At 71.8% G+C, this 22799-nt stretch carries 16 protein-coding genes; 7 read left to right on the forward strand and 9 right to left on the reverse strand.

What is annotated here, in order from left to right:
- Positions 1 to 12 precede the first annotated feature (12 nt).
- Positions 13 to 666 (forward strand): DedA family protein, encoded by a 654-nt coding sequence (locus ACIA6B_RS07075; protein ID WP_396771784.1) that lies wholly within the window; start codon positions 13 to 15, stop codon positions 664 to 666.
- A gap of 49 nt (positions 667 to 715) precedes the next feature.
- Here the strand turns inward: ACIA6B_RS07075 and ACIA6B_RS07080 are convergent, their stop codons facing one another.
- The 3 genes from ACIA6B_RS07080 to ACIA6B_RS07090 form a co-directional block, all read right to left on the reverse strand.
- Positions 716 to 1360: a C39 family peptidase gene (locus tag ACIA6B_RS07080; RefSeq protein WP_396771786.1), complete on the reverse strand. Its 645-nt coding sequence runs from the start codon at positions 1358 to 1360 to the stop codon at positions 716 to 718.
- Between the two features lie 646 nt (positions 1361 to 2006).
- The gene (locus ACIA6B_RS07085; RefSeq protein ID WP_396771788.1) at positions 2007 to 2735 is read right to left on the reverse strand and encodes a hypothetical protein; all 729 of its coding nucleotides are present in this window, start codon (positions 2733 to 2735) and stop codon (positions 2007 to 2009) included.
- A 53-nt stretch (positions 2736 to 2788) separates the two neighbouring features.
- On the reverse strand, positions 2789 to 2977 hold the full coding sequence (locus ACIA6B_RS07090) for a hypothetical protein (RefSeq protein ID WP_146180017.1): 189 nt from the start codon (positions 2975 to 2977) through the stop codon (positions 2789 to 2791).
- On the opposite strand from ACIA6B_RS07090, the gene ACIA6B_RS07095 reads away from it, so the two are divergent.
- On the forward strand, positions 2976 to 3686 hold the full coding sequence (locus tag ACIA6B_RS07095) for a hypothetical protein (protein WP_396771790.1): 711 nt from the start codon (positions 2976 to 2978) through the stop codon (positions 3684 to 3686). The genes ACIA6B_RS07090 and ACIA6B_RS07095 overlap by 2 nt on opposite strands.
- Before the next feature lie 40 nt (positions 3687 to 3726).
- Entirely contained in the window at positions 3727 to 4116 is a 390-nt protein-coding gene (locus ACIA6B_RS07100; RefSeq protein ID WP_343446120.1) for a hypothetical protein, read from the forward strand.
- 75 nt (positions 4117 to 4191) lie between these two features.
- Here ACIA6B_RS07100 and ACIA6B_RS07105 read toward each other — a convergent pair whose 3' ends face one another.
- Positions 4192 to 5700: an APC family permease gene (locus tag ACIA6B_RS07105; RefSeq protein ID WP_396771792.1), complete on the reverse strand. Its 1509-nt coding sequence runs from the start codon at positions 5698 to 5700 to the stop codon at positions 4192 to 4194.
- Between the two features lie 196 nt (positions 5701 to 5896).
- Between ACIA6B_RS07105 and ACIA6B_RS07110 the strand changes: the two genes are divergently transcribed.
- On the forward strand, positions 5897 to 6550 hold the full coding sequence (locus tag ACIA6B_RS07110) for a GPP34 family phosphoprotein (RefSeq protein WP_281938684.1): 654 nt from the start codon (positions 5897 to 5899) through the stop codon (positions 6548 to 6550).
- 51 nt (positions 6551 to 6601) lie between these two features.
- Here the strand turns inward: ACIA6B_RS07110 and ACIA6B_RS07115 are convergent, their stop codons facing one another.
- On the reverse strand, positions 6602 to 7201 hold the full coding sequence (locus ACIA6B_RS07115; RefSeq protein ID WP_396771795.1) for a GNAT family N-acetyltransferase: 600 nt from the start codon (positions 7199 to 7201) through the stop codon (positions 6602 to 6604).
- 153 nt (positions 7202 to 7354) lie between these two features.
- Between ACIA6B_RS07115 and ACIA6B_RS07120 the strand changes: the two genes are divergently transcribed.
- Complete coding sequence (locus ACIA6B_RS07120; protein WP_396771797.1) at positions 7355 to 8044, forward strand: cellulose binding domain-containing protein; 690 nt, start codon at positions 7355 to 7357, stop codon at positions 8042 to 8044.
- Between the two features lie 141 nt (positions 8045 to 8185).
- Complete coding sequence (pulA, locus tag ACIA6B_RS07125; RefSeq protein ID WP_396771799.1) at positions 8186 to 13684, forward strand: pullulanase-type alpha-1,6-glucosidase; 5499 nt, start codon at positions 8186 to 8188, stop codon at positions 13682 to 13684.
- A gap of 70 nt (positions 13685 to 13754) precedes the next feature.
- Here the strand turns inward: pulA and ACIA6B_RS07130 are convergent, their stop codons facing one another.
- The 3 genes from ACIA6B_RS07130 to ACIA6B_RS07140 form a co-directional block, all read right to left on the reverse strand.
- Positions 13755 to 15767: a hypothetical protein gene (locus ACIA6B_RS07130; protein WP_396771801.1), complete on the reverse strand. Its 2013-nt coding sequence runs from the start codon at positions 15765 to 15767 to the stop codon at positions 13755 to 13757.
- Positions 15768 to 16086: 319 nt separating this feature from the next.
- Positions 16087 to 17724 (reverse strand): hypothetical protein, encoded by a 1638-nt coding sequence (locus ACIA6B_RS07135; RefSeq protein WP_396771803.1) that lies wholly within the window; start codon positions 17722 to 17724, stop codon positions 16087 to 16089.
- A 232-nt stretch (positions 17725 to 17956) separates the two neighbouring features.
- On the reverse strand, positions 17957 to 19432 hold the full coding sequence (locus ACIA6B_RS07140; protein WP_396771805.1) for an aminopeptidase P family protein: 1476 nt from the start codon (positions 19430 to 19432) through the stop codon (positions 17957 to 17959).
- A gap of 113 nt (positions 19433 to 19545) precedes the next feature.
- Here ACIA6B_RS07140 and asnB point away from each other — a divergent pair, with 113 nt between their 5' ends.
- The gene (asnB, locus tag ACIA6B_RS07145; RefSeq protein WP_396771807.1) at positions 19546 to 21507 is read left to right on the forward strand and encodes an asparagine synthase (glutamine-hydrolyzing); all 1962 of its coding nucleotides are present in this window, start codon (positions 19546 to 19548) and stop codon (positions 21505 to 21507) included.
- A 58-nt stretch (positions 21508 to 21565) separates the two neighbouring features.
- Here the strand turns inward: asnB and ACIA6B_RS07150 are convergent, their stop codons facing one another.
- Positions 21566 to 22681, reverse strand: a complete 1116-nt coding sequence (locus ACIA6B_RS07150) for a lytic polysaccharide monooxygenase (protein ID WP_396771809.1) — start codon at positions 22679 to 22681, stop codon at positions 21566 to 21568.
- Between the last annotated feature and the right edge of the window lie 118 nt (positions 22682 to 22799).

Raw genomic sequence — 22799 nt, forward strand, 5'->3', positions numbered from 1 at the left:
TAGTGTCGGAGCGTGGTCGACGTGCAGCACTGGCTCTCCGCGCTACCCCCCGGTGTGATCTACCTGATCGTCGCCGGTGTGATCGGCGTCGAGAGCATGGGCGTCCCGCTGCCCGGCGAGATCGTGCTGGTCAGCTCCGCCCTGCTCGCCGCGACCGGGGCGGTCCAGCCCGAGTGGGTGGCCGTCGCGGCGGCGACCGGCGCGATCGTCGGCGACTCCGTCGGGTACGCCGTGGGCCGCCGTGGCGGCCGGCCGCTGCTGGAACGGCTGGGCCGGCGTTTCCCGAAGCATCTCGGCCCGGCGCATCTCGCCCGCGCCGAGCAGAGCTTCGCCCGGCACGGTGTGTGGGCCGTCTTCTTCGGCCGGTTCGTCGCGCTGCTGCGCATCCTCGCCGGCCCGCTGGCCGGCGCGCTGCGGGTGCCGTACCGCCGGTTCCTGGTGGCGAACGCGGCCGGCGGCCTGGTCTGGGCCTTCGGCACGACGTACCTGCTGTTCTACGTCGGCCGGGCCGCCGAACACTGGCTCAAGGACATCTCCTGGGCCGGGCTGGTGCTCGCCGTGCTGGCCGGCCTGGTCAGCACGTGGTGGCTGCGGCGGCGCGGGAAGCGACTGGCCGCGGCCGAGACGCCCGAGCGGAACGAGCCGGTCGGCGCGACCGAGCGCTGACCACAAGGGCCCGACCCCGGTGGTGGGGTCGGGCCCTTGTGCGTTGGTGTCAGCTGGTGCTGTAGCCGCGGGTGGCGATCCAGTCGGCGAGGTTGTCGACGCTGATGCGGTAGGAGGCGGTGTTCGGGTTGGCGCTGTCGGCGATGGTGACGGTGGTGCCGTTGTTCTGGTAGCCGACGACGCTGATGTAGTGGCCGCCTTCGAAGGAGTGGGTGGTGCCGTCGGTGTCGGTGGCGGTGCCGGCGATGTTGGCGACCACGGCGCGGCCGTCGTCGACGGTGTGGACGATGTCAGCGCGCAGCTTGTCGGTCTGCTTGTCGTCGGCCTTGCCGGTCTTGATCTCCACCGAGCGGTAGGGCTTGCCGGTCTCCTTGTTCAGCACCGGGGTGATGTCGTTGATGCTGTTGGTGCCGTCCTCGGTGGTGCCCATCTCCTTGGCCATCGCGTGCACGTCGATGTTCTTGCCGAGCACGCTGATGGCGTTGCGGGCGGCGGCGGGACCGCAGTAGTAGAAGTTCGGCTGGGCCTCGTAGCGCACGTCCAACTCCCGCTCGCCGCTCTTACGGTCGGCCACCACGGTGGCCTTCTCGGCGGGAGCGGCATGCGCGGCGATCGCGGGGCCGGCGATCCCACCGGCGGTCGCGGCGATACCGGCAGCGGTCAGCACAGTCTTACGCAGCAGGGTGGTAGCCATGATGATGCCTCCCAGGGGGTGGGGGATGCCGCGGCCAGGGGGCCGCGAAAGGGGAAAGTCTGAGGGGGTGGGTCCGGCGGCCGATCAGGGTGGCCTGCACAGGGCCCGACGGGCGGCGCGACCGGTTCACCAGGGGGTGGCCGGGTCGGCGGCTCCGGGGATGTAACCACGGCCGGCGCTCGCACATTCCGTCGACGCGGGCTCACCACCCGGGGGTGGCTGGCCCGGTGATGCAACGACGGCCGGTGGCCGGTCATTCCGACCGGGGACTCGCCAGCGGCCCCGAGGGACCGGGCTCCACGCGGTCTGCCAGGTACAACGCCCCGCCCCCGGCGACCATTCCGCCGAGCCGGTGACCCCCACCACCCCAAACCCGACAAACCCGACACACGCACCGAGGGGTGCGTCTCCGCCGGCCCTGTTCGAGGGCCACGAAACCGCACACCCCGCACCCCGGGGGCGCCCTCACCGCGGAGCCCGCCGAAGGGTGAACCCGGTGGAGATCTTGGTACCGAACCGCCCTTCCGCGGTACGAAACGTACCAAGATCTCCACCGCCCCCGATGAGCAAAGCGTTCACCCGCGGGCTCCTGCCGCCCGCGCGGACCGGTCGGGTGTGCCGATGAGTCGGCCCGTCGGCTGGGTGGTCAGGCGGTGAGCAGGGCGAGCAGTGCGTCGCGGGCGGCGCGTACCGCGGCGCGCGACTCCTCGGTGTGGTCCAGGGCGTCGAACCCGTGCCGTCCGCCCGGCACGTCGACCAGGTGCAGCGGCAGCCCGCGCCGGGTTGCGGCAGCCGTGAACGCCGCGATGGCGGGCGTGACCTCGGGCCGGTCCCGACCGGCCCGGGTCAGCACGAGCGGTGGCCGCTCGGCGTCGCCCGTCGCCAGGGCGTCGAGCGGGTGGAAGCGCCTGTCGACCGGGGGCCAGTCGGGGAGCGGGGCCAGCAGCGGGTACGTCGCGGCGAGACCGCGCAGCCAGCGGGGCGGGTCGCGGAGCCAGTCGCCGAGCAGCAACCCGGCGCCGGAGAAGAACCAGAGTGCCAGCCGCTCCGGGTCGACGCGGGGATCGGCGCGGAGCAGGTCGGCCGCGTCGGCGACGCGGGCGGCGACCGTGTGCAGGTCGTCGGGGCTGGTTACGGAGAGCCGGGGGAGCGCGACCACCACGCCCTGGTCGGCGAGGAGCGCGCCGTACCCCCGGTAGAGCGGCCAGTCCCGGGCGTCGGGTGCGTCGGGCGGCCCGGGAACGCCGTGCACCACCACGACCGCGGGGTGAGGGCCGTCGCTGGTCGGCAGGTGCAGGTCGACCTCGCCGTGTCGCTCGACGGGGGCGGCCGGCGGGTCGAGCACAAACTGTGTCTCCCAGAAACTGTTTCCCATGACGGTGATGTTAGGGCAGCGCGTCGTCGCGCGCCGCCCCGGTTGTCTCCGGATCAGGAGGACGACGCCTTGGCGTGCCGTTCCCGCAGCCGGTCCCGGATCTCCTCAGGTGTGTACGCCCGGCGCTGCCGCTCCGCCCGGGCCACCACCACGCCCGTCGCCGCGACGCCCGCCAGGCCGGCCAGGCCGAGCACCTTCCACCACCGCATCCGTTGCCGCATCGGCTTAGGGTAGTCCTCCATGAGCATCAGCCTGGACGAGGCCGTGGAGCTGACCCGCACCGGCGACCTGTGGGTGTTCCGTGGGCGCAGCGTGCCCGATCGCGCCATCCAGTTCACCACCAACAGCCCGGTGAACCACGTGGGCATGGCGGTGGTGCTGGACGACATGCCGCCGTTGATGTGGCACGCGGAGCTGGGCCGTTCGCTGCCGGACATGTGGACCGGGACCCGCCAGCGCGGCGTGCAGTTGCACGACCTGCGCGACGCGGTCTGCGTGTGGGCCAACCGGTACGGCCAGCGGGGCTGGCTGCGTCAGCTCGAACCGCCCGCCGGCGGCGCCATGGAGGAGGCGGTGCTGCGTACCGTGGCGCGCCTGGACGGCACCCCGTTCCCGTCCACCGCGCAGCTCGCCTGGCGCTGGGCCCGGGGTCGGGTGCCGCAACCACCGTGGCGCCGGTCCACCTCGGACGCGGGTCACACACCGGACGCGGCCTCGGTGCCGGGCGACCGTCGCGCGCCGGACGTCGGGGGCCGGGCGCGTGACCGGGCGCTGGAGACCGCGTACTGCGCGGAGGTGGTGGCGGTGACCTACGAGGCGATGGGATTGTTGCCGGCCGGCCGCCGGCCCAACTGGTACGACCCGGGTCGGTTCTGGAGCGGCGACGACCTGTCCCTGACCGGCGGCGCGCAGCTCGGCGCGGAGATCGAGGTGCGCATCCCGCCGCGCTGACCAGGTTTGCCGAGCTGGCGGGCCGGTAATGGAGAGCGTCGTGACGGCTTCCACCGACCTCGACACGCTCTCCGACTTCTTCGACAGGTACGGCGTGGCGCTGACCACCGCCGACGTGCCGGCCATCGCCGCCTGCTACGCCCTGCCCGGGCTGGTGGTCGCCGACACCTACAGCTTCTCGTTCACCTCGCCGGCGGCGGTGGCGCTGAGCTTCGTCGGCGCCGCGCCCGACTACCAGGAGCGGGAGCTGGTCGCCGCGAACGCGCAGATCGAAGACGTGCAGCAGGTCTCGGCGCTGCTCACCGAGGTGGCGGTGCGGTGGGAGTTCCTGGACAGCCAGGGTGGCGCGGTGCCCGGTGAGCACTACCGCTACCTGCTGCGGGCCACCGACGAGGGCCCGGCCATCTGCACCGTCATCCGCACCGCCTGAGCCCTGCCTCCACGGTGGTGGGCGGGGGCCCCTTCTCTGCCGGAGGCGTTGAGAAGGGGCCCCCGCCTTACTCGTTCAGCGGTGGCTGCGGGCCCAGCGGTCGGGCTCGGGGGCCGAGTGCAGGCCGGGCTCGTGCAGGCCCTCCTCGTCGAGCTGGCCGATCCGCCGGTAGGTGTCCGGCCGGCTGGTGCGCAACACACCGCCCCAGATCAGACCGAGCACGCCGGCCACGATCGGGATCGCCGGCAGCAGCCACTTGAGGTAACCGGCGGTGTCCGGCGCGAGCAGCGCGTCGAAGTTGAACAGCAGCACCAGCAGCACGGCGGTGAGCAGGACGGTGCCGAGCGCCGGGGCGATCGCCCGCTGCCAGGCCGACTCCGGGCCGCCACGACCCCGGAAGAAGCCGACGACGGAGGCCGAGGTGAGCGTCATCAGCAGCACCACGCCGACCGCGGCCGAGCCGGACAGCCAGGTGAACAGGTCGATGACCGGGTCCCGCCCGGACATCGCGAACCCGACGAACACCACCACCGCCAGGATGCTCTGCACCAGCGACCCGGCGACCGGGGCGCCGCTGCGGCTGGAGGTCGCGCCGAGGAAGCGGGGCAGGACGTTCTCCCGGCCGAGCGCGAACAGGTAGCGGGCCACGCCGTTGTGGAACGACAGCAGGGCGGCCAGCACGCTGGTGATGAACAGGACGTTGGCGATGTCCGCGACCACGGCGCCGGAGTACTGGTCGAGCGCCCCGAAGATCACGCCGGGGCCGGCCTCGGCGCTGGCCTGCGGCGCGTTCTCCGGACCGGTCAGCACCGTCAGCGCCCAGGCGGAGAAGGCGTAGAACAGGCCGGTGAAGGCGACCGCGATGTAGGTGGCCCGGGCCACGGTGCGCCGCGGGTCCCGGACCTCCTCGCTGTAGATGGCGCCGCTCTCGAAGCCGGTGAAGGAGGCGATGGTGAACGCCAGCACGGCGCCGAACCCGGCCCCGAACAGGTGGCCGGGGCTGATGCCGGCGGTGGTGACGGCGCCGCCGGCCGGGTGGGCGAACGCCACCAGGTCGAAGATCAGCACGGCCACGCACTCCAGGACCAGCAGCACCGCGAGGACGCTGGCGTTCAGGTCGATGCGCAGCACGCCGAGCACGCCGATGAAGACCCAGGCCAGCAGCGCCCAGACCCACCACTTGAGGTCCAGCCCGGCCTTGTCCGACATGAAGCCCGACATGACGGCGCCGAACAGCCCGTAGAGGCCGATCTGGATGGCGTTGTACGCGGCCAGCGCGACCGCCGAGCCGGCCACCCCGCCGGCCCGGCCGAGGCCGTTGGCGATGTACGCGTAGAACGCGCCCGCGTTGGCGACGTACCGGCTCATCGCGGCGTAGCCGGTGGCGAAGATGGCGAGCACGGCCGCGAGCAGGACGTAACCCAGCGCGGCGCCGATGTTGCCGCTGACCGCGTACATGGTGGTGACGCCACCGCCGAGAACGGTCAGCGGGGCGGAGGCGGCGACGGTGAAGAAGACGAGATGGGCGGTGCCGAGACGGCCACGGCGTAGCCCACCGTCGGAGAAGAACGGATCGGAGGACAAGGCTTCTCCAGGGGAGGGGAAGGGGTTGAGGATGTCTACTTCGGAACAGCCTCAGGCAGGGTATTGGTGATCACGGATCGTCACAACCCCGCTTCGATATCGATTAGGGCGCGTGTGCACGACCGGAATTGAGCTGTACGTGGTCATGCCGTACCGTCCCGTGTCGACGATCACGGCCACCGTTCGAGGATGGACCATGACCTACCCCGGGGCACAAGCCACGTACCGGCTCGCCGATGCGCTGTTCCTCATCGGACATGACGAGTTCACCGGTAAGCCGCATGTCGCCGTCGACCGGCTGGAGTGCGGGCTGGCCGGCGCCGCGCTCGCCGAGCTGATGTTCGAGGGAAGGATCGCGCTCGACGGTGGCGGCATCGCCGCGGTCGACCCGCGGCTCTGGCAGGAGCCGTTGACCGATCTGCTGATCACCGAGATCCTGCGTCGTGAGGGCGCGCATCCGGCCCGGTTGTGGATCCGCTACCTGCGGACCCAGCTCAACATCAACGAGCGGGTCGGGACGCGGCTGGTCACCGCCGGCGTGCTGCGGCGGGAGCAGGGCAAGCTGATCGGCCGTCAGGTGCGCTGGCCGGCCACCGACCCGAACCAGGCGGCCTCGCCGCGGGTACGCCTGACCGCCATGCTGATGCACTCGTCCCCGGCCGAGCTGGACCCGGGCACGCTGCTGCTGGCGAGCCTCGCCGAGGCTGTCGGGCTCGCCGCGCACATCTTCGACCCGCAGGTAGGCGGCCGGATGCGGGACTGCCGTCGGTTCCTGCCGGCGCAGCTCGACGGGCTGCTGGCCGCCGTGGTGGGCGCGTTGGACGCCAGCACCACGACGGTCCGTCGGTGACCTGCCGACGATGACGCCCCGCCCCGGCGGACCGGGACGGGACGGGCCCGGTCAGGCCGGCTCGCGCCACATCGGGTAGAGGCTGGGCCCGTCCGGCAGGTCCAGGGTGGTCGGCCGGCGGCGGAAGCCGAGCCGCTCGTAGAGCGCCGCGTTCCGCGCCGAGCTGGCCTCCAGGTACGCGGCGGCGCCGGCCCGGTCCAACTCGGCCAGCTTGTCGCGCAGCAGCGCCGAGCCCACGCCCGTGCCGTGGTGCGCCGGGTGCACCGCGATGAACGGCAGGTACCAGTGCGGCTCGGCCGGGTGGTTGGCGGTCATCCGCTCGTCGAGCATGCCGAACCGCTTCATTGCGTCCGGCCCGATGGTGGCCTCCAGCTCGGCGAACTCGTCGCCCTCGTCGGCGCCGTGGTCGTCGCCGACGGGCAGCCAGAGCGTGGCGCCCAGCCCGTCGCCGGCCACGTGGACCTCGCCGGTCCGCAGCGCCAACGCGACGAACGGCCCGAAGAAGGCGGGATGCACCCGCGCCCGGTGGTCCTCCGCCGGAAAGATCCAACCGCTCACCGGGTCCCGCATGAACGCCTCGGCGAGAATCCCGGTCACGACGGCGGCGTCGGCTGTGGACGCCCGCCGGATGTTGCCCTGCCACTCTGTCACTGGCCACCCGTCCTGCCGCTGCACGAGCCACTGTGGTCATCGATCGGCGTGCAACGTATCAGGTCGCCGAGCCGCGGGTCAGACCCGAACGGACCGCTCGCCGCCCCCGTGGGTCGGTGGCTAGGCTGGCCCGGCCCGGCGAACAGGAGGAACATGTCCCGCACGCGTCGCGCCACCCCGTCGACCGGGTCCGCCATCACCTCGTCCCCCTGGGTGGTCGTCGCGATCGGCGTGATCGTGATGGTGGTGCTGCTGGTGGTGGCGCTCGGCTCGGTGCGGGGCCGGCGGACGCTCCCGGCGTCGCCCACCGATCCGGCGATGTCGCTGCCGGAGCTGCCGACCGCCGCGGCGACCTCGCCCGGCGTCACCGGCGGTCCGCCGAGCACGGCCGCTCGCCCGGTGGTCCCGGGGCTGTCGCCCCGGTCGACGGTGCTGCCGGCCAGGCCGACGCCGGCCGGGTCGACAGGCGGTCCGCGGGGTGAGGAGCGTCCGGCGTCGCCGCCACCGCCCCCGCCCGCGCCGCCGTCCGCGGTGACCGGCCGGTACGCGGTGGTGAGCAGCTTCGACGGCGGCTTCATCGGCGAGGTGCGGCTGGTCAACACCGGGGGTACGCCGCACGGCTGGACGGTGCGGCTGACGTTCCCGCAGGGGCGGCTGGTCACCGCGTGGGTGGAGGGCGCCGAACAGGGCACGTTCGGCTTCGACGGCGGCGTCGTCACGTACCGCAGCGGCGTCGACCTGGCGGCGGGCGCGTCGGTGCCGGTGCGCTTCCACCTCGAACGGACCGGCACCACCCGTCCGCAGAGTTGCACGGTCGACGGCGTGACCTGCGCCGGACTCTGATCCAGCCGTCCGGACGACGGCGCGTGGTCCGGACGGTCTTGCAAAAGGGCTGTCGTGTTTCGACTTTGTTTGCAAGCTATTGCAGAATGTTTCGGCAAGGGCTAGCGTGCGGGCGAATCAGCGACCAGAGAAAGGCCGTCGATGAAACCGACGCCGATATCCCCCAAGGCGTTGCTCGCCCTGGTCTCCTCCCTCGTCCTCACCCTCGTCGGCGTGCCGGTGGCCCTCCACCAGCTCGGCGCCGACAGCGCCGAGCGGGCCGTCACCCCCGACGTCCTGGCCGCCGGCAACGCCCCCCAGTGGAACCGGGAGCCGTCCGCCGAGGCGCTGCTCAAGGCCGGGTCCACCACCGCCAAGGCGGAGCAGTTCTACTTCGTGCTGCCGGACCGCTTCGCCAACGGCGACAAGCGCAACGACACCGGCGGCCTGCGCGGCGATCGGCTCGCCACCGGCCTCGACCCGGCGGACAAGGGCTTCTACCACGGCGGTGACCTCAAGGGCGTCATCGACAAGATGGACTACATCCAGGGGATGGGCACCACCGCCATCTGGCTCGCCCCGATCTTCAAGAACCGGCCCGTACAGGGCGCCGGCGCCGACGTCTCGGCCGGCTACCACGGCTACTGGATCACCGACTTCACCCAGGTCGACCCGCACTTCGGCACCAACGCCGAACTGAAGAAGCTGGTCGACCTCGCGCACCGGCGCGGGATCAAGGTCTACCTCGACATCATCGTCAACCACACCGCCGACGTCATCCGCTACGCCGAGGACAGGTACGGCTACGTCGACAAGAAGACCGCCCCGTACACCGACGCGCAGGGCCGGGCCTTCGAGGACCGCAACTACGCCGACGGCACGCGGAAGTTCCCGCAGGTCAACCGGGAGTCGTTCCCGTACACCCCGACGTTCGCCAGCCCGGCCGACGCGAAGGTCAAGGTTCCGGCGTGGCTCAACGACCCGACCATGTACCACAACCGCGGTGACTCCACGTTCGCCGGGGAGAACAGCGAGTACGGCGACTTCTTCGGCCTCGACGACCTGTGGACCGAGCGTCCCGAGGTGGTCCGCGGCATGACCGACATCTACGGCCAGTGGATCGGCAGGGCCGGCGTCGACGGCTTCCGCCTGGACACCGTCAAGCACGCCAACCTCGACTTCTGGCCGCAGTTCACCCGCGGCATCGACGCCTACGCGGCGAAGGCCGGCAAGCAGGACTTCTTCATGTTCGGCGAGGTCTACAGCGCCGACCAGGAGATCGAGTCGACGTACGTGCGGCAGGGCGGCCTGCCGGCCACGCTCGACTTCTCGTTCCAGGAGGCGGCGCGCGGCTACACCGCCGCCGACGGCTCGGCCAAGGCGCTCGCCGACGTGTACGCCAAGGACGACCTCTACTCGGCGCGCGACACCGACGCCAACCGGCTGCCCACGTTCCTCGGCAACCACGACATGGGCCGGATCGGCTCGTTCGTCGCCGCGGCCGGCGGGGACGACGCCACCCAGCTCCGCCGCGACCAGCTCGCGCACCAACTGATGTTCCTCACCCGTGGCCAGCCGGTGGTGTACTCCGGCGACGAGCAGGGCTTCACCGGCCCCGGCGGGGACAAGGACGCCCGCCAGGACATGTTCGCCTCGAAGACCGCGGACTACCTCGACGACGATCTGATCGGCACCACCCGCACCCACGCGTCCGACCAGTACGACACCCGGCACCCGCTCTACCGCACCATCGCCGAGCTGGGCCGGCTGCGGGCGGCGCACCCGGCGCTGCGCGACGGCGTCCAGGTCACCCGGTACGCGGCCGACGGCCCCGGCGTGTTCGCGTTCTCCCGCGTCCTGCCCGCGCAGCGGGTGGAACACGTCGCGGCGGTGAACAACGCCTCGACCCCGCAGACTGTCACGGTGGACACCTGGTCGGCCGGCACCCGCTTCACCGGCATCTACGGCGACGCCGCGACCGCCACGGCCGGCGCCGACGGCAAGCTGAGCCTGACCGTGCCGGCCATGTCGGCGGTGGTGCTCAAGGCCGACCGGGCCATCCCGCCCGCCGGCGCGGCCCCGACGATCACGCTGACCGAGCCGGGTGACGCCCCGGTGGCCGGCAAGACCGCGATCACCGCCCAGGTCGGTGGCGACCCGCTCGCCACCGTCACGTTCGCCGCGAAGGTCCCCGGTGGGAAGTGGACGCTGCTGGGCACCGCTCACCGCGCGCCGTACACGGTCCACCACGACCTGACCGGCCTGCCCGGCGGCGCCACCGTCGAGTACAAGGCGGTGGTCCGCGACGGGAAGGGCCGGACCGCCACCGCGCGCACCACCGGCACGGTCGGCACCCCGGCCCAGGGCGCGTCCCGGGACTGGGCGATCGTGCACTACCAGCGCCCGGCCGGCGGCTACGCCGACTGGGGGCTCTACGCCTGGGGTGACATCGACCCGGCGTACGCCACCGAGTGGCCCAGCGGGCAGCCGTTCGCCGGGGAGGACGCGTACGGCCGGTTCGCCTGGGTGAAGCTCAAGCCCGGCGCGAAGTCGGTCGGCTTCCTGGTGGTCGACAAAGACGGCAACAAGGACGTGGCGAACGACCGCACCATCGACGTGACGCAGACCGGCGAGGTCTGGGTCAAGCAGGGCGACCCGACGCTCTACCCGACCCGCGAGGCGGCCACCGGCGAGCCCGCCCCGCCGGTCGACCAGGACACCGCGGTCATCCACTGGCGCAAGGCCGACGGCAACTACGACGGCTGGGGCCTGCACCTCTGGGACGGCGCGGCCAACCCGACCGACTGGGCCGCCCCGCTGAAGCCGGAGAAGATCGACGCGTACGGCGCGGTGTTCCGGGTGCCCCTCGCCGCCGGCGCGACCGGGCTGAGCTACATCATCCACAACGGCGACGCGAAGGATCAGCCGGACGACCAGCGGCTCGACCTGACCGGCGTCGGGCACGAGGTCTGGCTGCTGGCCGGCGTCAAGGGCCGGCTGCTGCCGGCGACCAGCTCCGGCACGGCCACGGACGTCGACATCGCCAAGCAGAAGGCGCAGTGGATCGACAGGTCCACCGTCGCCTGGGCCACCGGCCCGACCGACGGCAAGAAGTACGCGCTCGTCGCCGCCGGAGCCGGCGGGATCGGCGTCGCCGACGGCGAGCTGACCGGCACGTACACCACGCTGCCGCTGCGGGCGCAGCGCAACGGGCTGACCGAGGCGCAACGGCAGGCGTACCCCCAGCTCTGGGCCTATCACGCGTTCACGCTCGACCGCGCCGACCTGGCCAAGGTGCCGGCGGCGCTGCGCGGGCAGCTCGTGGTCACCGAGCGGGACGCCGAGGGCGCGCTGCTCAGCGCCACCGGCGTGCAGATCCCCGGCGTGCTGGACGACGTCTACGCGGCGGCCACCGGAGTGAAGCTCGGCCCGACGTTCGCCGGCCGGGTGCCCACGCTCGCGGTGTGGGCGCCGACCGCGCGGAAGGTGTCGCTGCACCTGTTCGACTCGCCCACCGCGCAGCCGCGCACGGTGGCGATGACCCGCAACGACCGCACCGGCGTCTGGTCGGTGCGCGGCACCACGGCCTGGACCGGCCGCTACTACCGCTACCAGGTCGAAGCCTGGCAGCCGGCGGCGCAGAAGGTGGTCACCGCGTCGGTCACCGACCCCTACTCGGTGGCGCTCGCGCCGGACTCCACGCACAGCCAGATCGTCGACCTGACCGACCCGGCGCTGGCGCCGGCCGGCTGGGCGACGCTGCGGAAGCCGGCGGCCGTGCCCGCGTCGAAGGCGCAGATCTCCGAGCTGTCGGTACGCGACTTCTCCATCGCCGACAGCACCGTGCCGGCCGGGAAGCGGGGCACCTACCTCGCGTTCACCGACCCGAACACGGCCGGGATGAAGCACCTGCGGGCGCTCGGTGACGCCGGCGTCAACTACCTGCACCTGCTGCCGGCGTTCGACTTCGCCACCATTCCGGAGAAGCGGGCCGACCAGGCCCAGCCGGCCTGCGACCTGGCCACGCTGCCGGCGGACTCGGACCAGCAGCAGAAGTGCGTCGCGGCGGTGGCCGACTCCGACGGCTACAACTGGGGGTACGACCCGCTGCACTACACGGTGCCGGAGGGCGGCTACGCGGTCGACCCGAACGGCGCGAAGCGCACCACCGAGTTCCGGCAGATGGTCGCCGGGGTGAACCAGGCCGGCCTGCGGGTGGTCATGGACGTGGTCTACAACCACACCTCGGCCGCCGGCACCGATCCGAAGTCGGTGCTCGACCAGGTGGTGCCCGGTTACTACCACCGGCTGCTGGACGACGGCACGGTCGCCAACTCGACCTGCTGCGCCAACACCGCCCCGGAACACGCCATGATGGGCAAGCTCGTGGTGGACTCGCTGGTCACCTGGGCCAAGGCGTACAAGGTGGACGGTTTCCGGTTCGACCTGATGGGCCACCACCCGAAGGCGAACATCCTGGCCGTGCGGGCCGCGCTGGACACGCTCACGCCCGCCCGCGACGGCGTCGACGGCAAGAAGATCATGCTGTACGGTGAGGGCTGGAACTTCGGCGAGGTCGCCAACGACGCCCGGTTCACGCAGGCCACCCAGGCCAACATGGCCGGCACCGGGATCGGCACGTTCAACGACCGGCTCCGCGACGCGGTGCGTGGCGGCGGCCCGTTCGACGCCAACCCGCGGGTGCAGGGCTTCGCCTCCGGCCTGTACACCGACCCGAACGGCGACGAGGTCAACGGCTCGGCCGCCGAGCAGAAGGCCCGGCTGCTGCACGCCCACGACCTGATCAAGGTGGGCCTGACCGGTAACCTGCGCGACTACCGGTTCACCGACTCCGCCGGGCGGACGGTCACCGGGGCGCAGGTCGACTACAACGGCTCCCCGGCCGGCTACACCGCCGCGCCGGGCGAGGCGGTCACCTACGTCGACGCGCACGACAACGAGATCCTGTACGACGCGCTGGCGTACAAGCTGCCGCAGGGGACCTCGGCGCAGGACCGGGCCCGGATGCAGGTGCTGGCGTTGTCCACCACCACGTTCGGGCAGGGCACCGGGTTCGTCACGGCCGGCTCGGAGCGGCTGCGCTCGAAGTCGCTGGACCGCAACTCGTTCAACTCCGGGGACTGGTTCAACCAGATCCGCTGGGACTGCGCCCAGGGCAACGGCTTCGGCGCCGGCCTCCCGCCGGAGGCGGACAACAAGGACAAGTGGCCGTACGCCAAGCCGCTGCTGGCCGATCCGAAGCTGGTGCCGGACTGCGCGGCGGTCGACCTGGCCGACGCCCGGTACGCCGAGCTGCTGCGGATCCGCCGGTCCTCGCCGGTGTTCGGCCTGCCCACCGCCGAGCAGGTGCAGAAGCGGGTCGCGTTCCCGCTGTCCGGGGCGGACGAGACCCCGGGCGTGTTGACCATGACGCTCGACGCCCGTGGGCTGGGCGGCGCGTGGAAGTCGGTGACGGTGGTCTTCAACGCCACCCCGGAGACGGCGACGCAGACCGTGACCGGCCTGCGCGGGGCGAACGTGGCGCTGCACCCGGTGCTGCGGAACTCCGCCGACCCGGCGCTGCGGACCGCGTCGTTCGACCGGTCCGGTGGCACGTTCACCGTGCCGGCGCGCAGCGTGGCGGTTTTCGTGCAGAGCTGATCGCCGCAGCGGACCGGCCCCCCAGCCACACGTGGGCTGGGGGGCCGGTCCGTACCCCGGGTCCGTCAGGTCAGTTGAAGCAGTCCTTGACGGTGTTGGCGCAGTTGGTGGGGTCGTTGTCGCTGATGAGGGACTCGTCGTCGAGCGTGACGTGTCCTTCGTTGTTGAGGATGCCGCCGGCGACGCGGTGGAGCTTGGCGGTGTCGGTGGCGGTGTTCTTGGTGACGTGGGTCTTGGTCAGGGTGATGGTGGCCTTGTTGTTGAAGATGCCGCCGCCGTTGAGGGCGGTGTTGCCCTTGATGACGGTGTTGCGCAGGGTGAGGGCGGCGTTGTCGTCCTCGTCGTGGTCGCGGGTGGGGAAGCCGTCTTCGATCTTGACGAGCCACTCGCCGTTGTAGATGCCGCCGCCGAAGCGGTTGGCGGTGTTGTCGACGATGACGCTGTCGGCGATCGTGGCGCTGCCCTCGTCCTTGGTGTCGGGGTAGCCCCAGTGCTTGCCGCCGGTGATGACCACGCCGCCGCCGTCGCCGTCGGCGTGGTTGTTGGCGACGACGACCTTGTCGAGGTCGAGGTCGGTGTTCTCGGCGTAGATGCCGCCGCCGTTCTCGCAGGCGGTGTTGCCGGTGATGTGGGTGAAGGAGACGGTGACGTAGCCGCCGCTGCTGAACAGGCCGCCGCCGTTCTTCCCGGCGCGGTTGTCCGACAGCGAGGAGTTCTCACCCTCCTTGCCGCCGTTCTTGCCGTGGTCGGAACCGATGATCTCGACCGTGCCGGCCTCGTCGTGCTTGCCCGACGGGACGTAGCTCTTCAGCTCCGCGGCGTCGGCGCCGTGCTTGCCGGCGAGCCCGCTGCCGTTGGCGATGCCGCCGCCGTTGCCGCCTGCGGTGTTGTCGTCGACCTTGGTCTCCTCGACCTTCAGGATGCCACGGTTGAAGACGCCGCCACCGTCGCCCTGGGCGTGGTTGTCGACGACCTTGCTGTCCTCCAGCCACACCCGGCCGTAGTTGGCCACCGCGCCGCCGTTGTGCTCGGCGCTGTTGTGGGTGAGCTTGACGTTGGACAGGTGGGCGCTGCCGCCGCGCTCGACCAGGAGCGCGCCGCCGTCACCCTCGTTCCGCTTCTCCTCCTCGTCGGCCGGGCCCGAGACCGTGGTCGCGGTCGCCGCCGTGGTGGTGGCCTGGGCCGCAACCGGCGCGGCCGGAGCCGTGCCGGCGGGGGCGGCCTGCGCCGGCGCGGTGACGGACGCGGTCGTGGCCTGCGCCGGAGCCGCCTGCGCCGCCACCGGAGCGGGCTGCGCCGGTGCGGTGGCGGACTGGGCCGCGGTGGCGGCCGACGCACCGGCGACCGCCGGCTGCGCCGGGGCGACGGGGGCCGGCAGGGTCGCCGCGCCGTTCGCCGCCGAGGGCGTCACCGACGCCGGACCGCCCGGGTACTTGAACCCGGACGCGTTCCCGCCCTTGACGGTCAGGTCCTTGAGCGTGAGGTGGCCGCCGTCGGCGACGCGGAAGATGCGGAAGGTGTCCTCGGCGTCGCGGGTGATGGTGGAGCCGTTGCCCTTGATGGTGACGTCCTGGGTGATCTCGGGCAGGCCGCCGCCGACCTTGCGGTCCTTGACGCCGAGTTCGTAGGTGCAGTTCTCGGCGAGCTTGAGGGTGCCGCCGTGGTCGCGGTTGGTCAGTTCGAGCGCGTCGACCAGGGCGTCGTCGTCGCAGGGGACCTCGCGGGCCTTGCCGTGGTCGTCCTCGCCGCCCCACTCGCCGCGGTCCTGGCCCCACTCACCCCGGTCCCGGCCTTCCTGGCCGTGCTCGTCCTTGCCGTCCTTGCCGTGCTCGCCCTTGCCGTACTCGTCCCCGGTGGCCTCGTCACCGTGGTCACCGTCGCTGAGCTGCTGCGCGGTCGACCACTTCACGTCGGCGAGCCGGTGCGGACCGGTCACGCCGGTGGTCGCGTAGGCAACGCCGGCGAGGCTGACCGCTCCGGTCAGGCCCACGACGCCGGTGGCGAGCCAGAGCCGGCGGCGCCGGAGCGGGGAACTGGTCTCGCGGGTGGTGGCGTCATTGTTATTGCGAAGGTAGTTGGACATCGGAGCTCTCTGCCCTCTCCTTGTACCTGACAAGGTCGCTTCGCCACGGCGAGGCGGCCTTCGCTACAAATCGGTTGTAGCTGCTGAAGACGAACTTATGAGAGCTTTGTTCGCCTCGTGGCCAGATACGAAAAAAACCCGCATAAGGGTGCGGGTGGGGCGGGCTGACGCACCGAGGGCGGGATGACCCGATGGCGCCCACAAGGTGGTTCGACTCCTTTTCGCCCCGACGTGGCCGACCGCCGGGCGGGTGCGCGGGTTGGTAGCCCTCCTCCCGCCGGCGGGCGGAAGGAGGGCTCCCGGTTATGTGGTGGTGCGATCAGTTGACGCAGTCCTTGACGGTGTTGGCGCAGTTGGTGGGGTCGTTGTCGCTGATGAGGGACTCGTCGTCGAGCGTGACGTGTCCTTCGTTGTTGAGGATGCCGCCGGCGACGCGGTGGAGCTTGGCGGTGTCGGTGGCGGTGTTCTTGGTGACGTGGGTCTTGGTCAGGGTGATGGTGGCCTTGTTGTTGAAGATGCCGCCGCCGTTGAGGGCGGTGTTGCCCTTGATGACGGTGTTGCGCAGGGTGAGGGCGGCGTTGTCGTCCTCGTCGTGGTCGCGGGTGGGGAAGCCGTCTTCGATCTTGACGAGCCACTCGCCGTTGTAGATGCCGCCGCCGAAGCGGTTGGCGGTGTTGTCGACGATGACGCTGTCGGCGATCGTGGCGCTGCCGCCGGTGGCCAGGATGCCGCCGCCGTCGTCGTCGGCGTGGTTGTCGGCGACGAGGACCTTGTCGAGGTCGAGGTCGGTGTTCTCGGCGTAGATGCCGCCCCCGTTCTCGCAGGCGGTGTTGCCGGTGATGTGGGTGAAGGAGACGGTGACGTAGCCGCCGCTGCTGAACAGGCCGCCGCCGTTCCTCCCGGCGCGGTTGTCCGACAGCGAGGAGTTCCCACCCCCCTTGCCGTCCCGCGCCCCGGCGATCTCCACCACGCCGTGGTCGCGGCCGGGACCGCTCGGCGTCGCGGTGCGGCCCGTGCCGTGCCGCACGCCGACGTCGTTGCCGTTGGCGACGCCGCCGCCGCTGCCGGCGGCGGTGTTGTCGTCGACCCGGGACTTCTCGATGGTCAGAAGGCCCCGGTTGAAGACGCCGCCACCGTCGCCCCGCGCGTGGTTGCGCCGGACCGTGCTGTCGGTGAGCCATATCCGGCCGAAGTTGGCCACCGCGCCGCCGTCGTGCTCGGCGTTGTTGCGGGTGAGATCGACCCGCCGGAGGTGGGCCTTGCCGCCGCGCTCGACCAGCAGCGCGCCGCCGTCACCGGCGCTCCGGTCTCCGTCCGTATCCGCCGGGCCCGTCGTCGCCGGTCGACCCGGGTACCCGGACGCCGACGCGTTTCCGCCCGAGACGGTCAGGTCGTCAAGGGTGAGGTGGCCGCCGGTGGCGACGCGGAAGATGCGGAAGGTGTCCTCGGCGTCGCGGGTGATGGTGGAGCCGTTGCCCTTGATGGTGACGTCCTGGGTGATCTCGGGCAGGCCGCCGCCGACCTTGCGGTCCTTGACGCCGAGTTCGTAGGTGCAGTTCTCGGCGAGCGTGAGGGTGCCGCCGTGGTCGCGGTTGGTCAGTTCGAGCGCGTCGACCAGGGCGTCGTCGTCGCAGGGAATCTCGCGGGCCGGGCCGTGCTCGTCCTCGCCGCCCCGCTCACCCCGGGCTCGACCCTCCCCGCCGGGCCCCTCCCCACCCTTCGGGTCGGCGGCGGACGGGTGGTCGCCGGCCTCCTGGGGTGCGGCGGGGCGGTTCTCCGCCACCCGTTCCGGATCGCCGGCCCGGTCGTTCCGGGCGGCGAGGCCACCCAGCGCCGCCAGCCCGACGATCCCGGTCAGCCCGGCCACGCCGGTGGCGACCCAGAGTGCCCGCCGCCGGTTCGCCGGCGGGGCCACGATCGGCGCCCCGCCGTCGGGTGCCGTTACGTCGTGGGACATGCGCGCCCTCCACCCTTCGGTGTCTCCTCGAACGGGTCGCACCGCCATCGGCCGCACGAAAAGCCACAAAAAGCTTGTAGCCCCTGAGGCACACCGTAGGAGAAGGATCCTCGCGAGGAGTGCGTATCCGAATAAAGCCCGCATAAAGGGCGTGAACGGACGGTGGCGGCACCAACGGCATCGGCCCCGCGACGCGGCAGGCGTCACGGGGCCGATGAGACGGTCGGTTGGCTCAGCCCGGCAGGCGCGGGCCCGCCTCGCGCTGCTCGGCCAGCCAGGTCTCCACCTCGCCCGAGGCACGCGGCAGCCCGGCCGACAGGTTCACCGGGCCGTCGGCGGTGACCAGGATGTCGTCCTCGATCCGGACGCCGATGCCGCGCAGCTCCTCGGGGACCAGCTCGTCCTCCGGCTGGAAGTAGAGACCGGGCTCGACGGTGAGCACGTACCCCTCGCCGAGCGGCCCGTCGCGGTACGTCTCCTTGCGCGCGTTCGCGCAGTCGTGCACGTCGATGCCGAGCATGTGGCTGGTGCCGTGCAGCGTCCAGCGGCGGTAGACCGTCGAGGCCGGATCCATCGCCTCGTCCACGCTCACCGGCAGCAGCCCCAGGTCCTTGAGCGCCTCGGCGAGCACCCGCATCGACGCCAGGTGGACGTCGCGGAACCCCACCCCCGGCTTGCACATGTCGATGCCGGCCTGCTGGGCGGCGTGGACCGCGTCGTAGACCTGGCGTTGCAGCGACGTGAACCGGCCGTCGACCGGCAGCACCCGGGTGACGTCGGCGGTGTAGAGGTTGCGGTTCTCCACGCCCATGTCCATCAGCAGCAGGTCACCCGGGCGGGTGGCGCCGTGGTTGTGCACCCAGTGCAGGATCGTGGCGTGCTCGCCGGCCCCGACGATCGAGCCGTAGCCGACGTCGTTGCCGTCGTGCCGGGCCCGCAGCGCGAACAGGCCCTCCAGCAGCCGCTCGGAGATCGGCCGGTCGGCCGGCAGCGCGCGGGCCACGTCCTCGAAGCCGCGTACCGTGGCGTCGCACGCCTCCTGGAGCTGGGCGATCTCCCACTCGTCCTTGACCAGCTTCAGCTCGGAGATCGCGATGGCCAACTCCCGGTCGCGGCCCGGCTGGCCCTCGGCGCGTGCGCCGTCGTACCGGCGCACGGCGGCGTCCACCCGGGCGTCGAAGCCGCGCAGCACCCGGGTGCGCCCCGGGGCCAGCTCGGCCAGCGCCGCGTCCAGCTCGCTCAGGTCGGCGGTCGGCAGGCCCAGCTCGGTCGACTTCTCGCGCAGCGTCGGCCGGCGACCCACCCACAGCTCACCGTGGCGGCTGCGGAAGAACTCGTCGGTCACCCGGGACGACCGGGGCCGCATGTAGAGCGTGGCCTCGCCGCCCGGCCGCAGCAGGAGGACGCTGTCGGGCTCCAGGTCGCCGGTCAGGTACGCGAAGTCGCTGCCCGGCCGGAACCGGTGCTCGGTGTCGTTGGCGCGGACCTTCTCGTTGCCGGTGGGGATGACGAGCGTCTCGCCCGGGAACGCCTCGGCCAGCGCGGCCCGTCGTTTGGCGTGGTTGGGCACCTCCGGGCGGGGTGCGACAGGCAGTTCGGTGTCCCGCCAGCCCTGCCGCATGAACGTCAGGAACGCCTCCGGGAAGTCGGGGTCGTGTGACTCCGTGCCGTCCGCCGCTTTGCCCTGTTGCGTCCGCTCCTCGGTCATGATCCGCCCCTCCCTGAGCCCCATCGCTGGTCCCGACGGTACCGCGCACACGTCGGCGGGGAGTGCCTGCGGTGCCGCGACGGCGGCTTCCGGCGCGTGGAAAGATGGCCGGCATGTGCGGACTCCTGGCCTTCTTCAGCGCGCGCGGTGACGCCGCCGCCCACCGCGACCACATCGCCGGCGCACTGGAGTGCCTGCACCACCGTGGCCCGGACGAGACCGGGGTCGAGGTGGTCGGCGACGCCTCCGGCCGGTACGCGGACGGTGTGTTCGCGCACAAGCGGCTGGCGATCATCGACGTGGCGCTCAGCCACGAACCCCTGCCCTACGCGGGCGGTCGTTACCTGCTCACGTTCAACGGCGAGATCTACAACTACATCGAGCTGCGCGACGAGCTGATCCGCGACTACGGCGCCCAGTTCGCCACCAACGGCGACGGCGAGGTGATCGTCGCCGGCTACCACTACTGGGGTGAGCGGGTGCTCACCAAGCTGCGCGGCATGTTCGCGTTCGTGATCTGGGACCGGCAGGAGCGGCGGGCCTTCGGCGCCCGCGACTACTTCGGCATCAAGCCGCTGCACTACCTCCAGACCGCCGACGGCCTCTACCTCGCCTCGGAGAAGAAGGCGCTGCTGCCGTTCGCGCACTCCGCCTACCAGGGCGACGCCGGGATCGACACGGCGAACCTGAGCCACTACCTGACCCTCCAGTACGTCCCGGAGCCGGGCACGCTGCACAAGGGGATCAGCCGGATCGGGTCGGGGGAGTACCTCACCTGGACCCCGGACGGCCGGATCGACGTGCGCCGCTGGTACCGGCCGGTGTTCCGCCCGGCCCCGGTCGCCGACGAGCAGAAGCTCTACCACGAGATCCGGGAGACGCTGCGGGAGAGCGTCCGGATGCACATGCGCTCGGACGTGCCGGTCGGGTCGTTCCTGTCCAGCGGCATCGACTCCACCGCCGTGGTGGCGCTGGCCCGCGAGTTCAATCCGAACATCCTCACCTTCACGGTCGGGTACGACGTGCCCGGCTACTCCGAGATCGACGTGGCCCAGGACTCGGCCCGGCACCTCGACGTGACCACCATCCCGACCAAGATCGGGCCGCAGGACATGATCGACGCGTTGCCCAAGATCGTCTGGCACCTGGACGACCCGGTCGCCGACCCGGCCCTGGTGCCGCTCTACTTCGTGGCGAAGAAGGCCGCCGAGCACGTCACCGTGGTGCTCTCCGGCGAGGGCGCGGACGAGTTCTTCGGCGGCTACACGATCTATCGGGAGCCGCTCTCGCTCAGCTCCGTCAACGGTCTCCCGGACGGCGTGCAGAAGGGCCTGCGGGCCGTCTCCAAGGCCATCCCGCAGGGCGTCAAGGGCAAGAGCTTCCTGGAGCGCGGCACCACGCCGATCGAGCAGCGCTACTACGGCAACGCCCGGATGTTCACCGAGGAGGAGAAGCAGCACCTGCTGCGCCGCTACGACCCCTCGGTGCGCTACACCGACGTCACCGCGCCGATCTACGCCGAGTGCACCGAGCTGGACGACGTCACCAAGATGCAGTACGTCGACCTCTACACCTGGCTGCGCGGCGACATCCTGGTCAAGGCGGACCGGATCTCGATGGCGCACTCGCTGGAGGTCCGGGTGCCGTTCCTGGACCGGGAGGTGTTCAACGTCGCGGCCGGCATCCCGGTCGACCTGAAGCTGCCGCCGCGCTCCGAGGCCACCAAGTACGCCATGCGCCAGGCGTTGCAGGGCGTCGTGCCGCCGGCCATCGTCAACCGCAAGAAGCTGGGCTTCCCCACCCCGACCCGGGTCTGGCTGCGCGGTGAGATGTACGAGTGGGCCCGGCACGTGCTGGCCACCTCCGGCGCCGGCGACCTGGTCGACCTGTCGTACGCGATGCGCCTGCTCGACGAGCACAAGCGGGAGGAGGCCGACCACTCCCGCAAGGTGTGGACCGTGCTGATCTTCTGCATCTGGCACGCGATCTTCGTGGCGAAGACGCTCGACCCGGGCATCCAGCGCAACCAGTCGGCGCTGCTCACCAAGCCGGTCGTGGGCAGCATGGTCCGCTGATCCCAGGCGTGCCGAAGGGCCCCCGGCGCGCTGCCGGGGGCCCTTCGCTACCGCGGTGTCACCGGCCGGTGCAGGTGACCGTGGGCAGGGTGTTCTGGCCCGAGACGTTCGCGGTGAAGCCGAACGTGGTGGTGCCCTCCGGCGCGACACTGCCGTTGTACGCGGCGTTGGTGACCGTCACCGACGCCCCGCTTCCGCTCAGCGTGCCGTTCCACACCTGGTTGATGGTCTGGCCGCTGGGCCAGGTCCAGCTCGCGGTCCACCCGCTGTACGTCCGGGTGCTGTGGTTCATGATCATGACCTCGCCCTGGAAGCCGCCGCCCCAGGTGCTGACCACCTTGTAGACCGCCATGCAGTTGCCGCCGGCCGGCGGCGTGGGCGACGAGGTGGGCGAGACGGTCGGCGACGGCGTCGGGCTGGTCGGGGTCGGGGTCGGGCTGGTCGGCGTCGGCGACGGGTTGTTGCCCGAGCCGATGCCGGTCACCTCGCCGTTGCCACCGTCGAACGTCACGTCCGAGCAGCCGAAGAAGTTCTCCTGGCTGTCCGAGCGGACCCAGCGCGAGTAGATGATGTGCCGGCCGCTCTTGTTGCTCGGCAGCGTGCCGTTGAAGTAGTAGTGCCCGTCGTTGGTGCCGACCGCGCCGCTCTGCGGCGGGTTGGTCACCTGCAGGAACGGCTGCTCCTCCAGGTCGCTCCAGGCCAGCGGCCGGGTCGGGCTCCAGCTGTCCTTGGTGACGTAGAAGTAGAACGTGCCCGGGTGGTGCGCCCAGTTGCTGTAGCGGAACTCCATCGATCGCCCGGCCGTCAGGTGCGTGACCGGCCAGTCGTTGCGGGCCGCGTCGTAGCCGCTGAAGTTCGGGTTGCCGCCGCTGCACAGCTTGCCGTCGGGGATGAACCCGGTGGTCCGGCCGCCGGCGTCGGAGCGCAGCACGCTGAACCAGTTGTAGAGCGAGTTCGCCCCGTTCTGGGCGACCGCCTGGGCGCAGGCGGGGTTGTTCGGCCGGATCTCACCGCTGCCGGTGAGGCCGTCCTTCCAGCACAGGTAGGTGCGGGCGCCCGGCGTCATCGCCGCGCCGTGCGCGGCGGCCGGGTCGGGCCCGCTGGCCAGGGCGAACGCGCCCACGGCCAGGGTGAGGGCCGCGGTGACGAGCGCGGCCGTACGGGATCGGTGCACGGGGATCTCCTGACTCGCGGAGCGGCCCACCCTCGGCCTGCCCCGCTGCGACGAGCGGATGCGACGATCGCGGTGCCCGCGCCCGGCGGTCGGCGTGCGGCCGGGGCCGTCGGGGAAC

The organism is Micromonospora sp. NPDC051141 (assembly GCF_044455765.1).
In the GTDB taxonomy this organism is placed as follows: Bacteria; Actinomycetota; Actinomycetes; order Mycobacteriales; family Micromonosporaceae; genus Micromonospora.

Bases quoted from the DNA above. Each gene is read 5' to 3' on its own strand.
- pulA (WP_396771799.1), top strand. From the start codon at position 8,186: ATGAAACCGACGCCGATATCCCCCAAGGCGTTGCTCGCCCTGGTCTCC.
- ACIA6B_RS07140 (WP_396771805.1), bottom strand. From the start codon at position 19,432: ATGACCGAGGAGCGGACGCAACAGGGCAAAGCGGCGGACGGCACGGAG.
- asnB (WP_396771807.1), top strand. From the start codon at position 19,546: ATGTGCGGACTCCTGGCCTTCTTCAGCGCGCGCGGTGACGCCGCCGCC.
- ACIA6B_RS07080 (WP_396771786.1), bottom strand. From the start codon at position 1,360: ATGGCTACCACCCTGCTGCGTAAGACTGTGCTGACCGCTGCCGGTATC.
- ACIA6B_RS07090 (WP_146180017.1), bottom strand. From the start codon at position 2,977: ATGGAGGACTACCCTAAGCCGATGCGGCAACGGATGCGGTGGTGGAAG.
- ACIA6B_RS07130 (WP_396771801.1), bottom strand. From the start codon at position 15,767: ATGTCCAACTACCTTCGCAATAACAATGACGCCACCACCCGCGAGACC.
- ACIA6B_RS07120 (WP_396771797.1), top strand. From the start codon at position 7,355: ATGTCCCGCACGCGTCGCGCCACCCCGTCGACCGGGTCCGCCATCACC.
- ACIA6B_RS07085 (WP_396771788.1), bottom strand. From the start codon at position 2,735: ATGGGAAACAGTTTCTGGGAGACACAGTTTGTGCTCGACCCGCCGGCC.
- ACIA6B_RS07110 (WP_281938684.1), top strand. From the start codon at position 5,897: ATGACCTACCCCGGGGCACAAGCCACGTACCGGCTCGCCGATGCGCTG.
- ACIA6B_RS07135 (WP_396771803.1), bottom strand. From the start codon at position 17,724: ATGTCCCACGACGTAACGGCACCCGACGGCGGGGCGCCGATCGTGGCC.
- ACIA6B_RS07095 (WP_396771790.1), top strand. From the start codon at position 2,976: ATGAGCATCAGCCTGGACGAGGCCGTGGAGCTGACCCGCACCGGCGAC.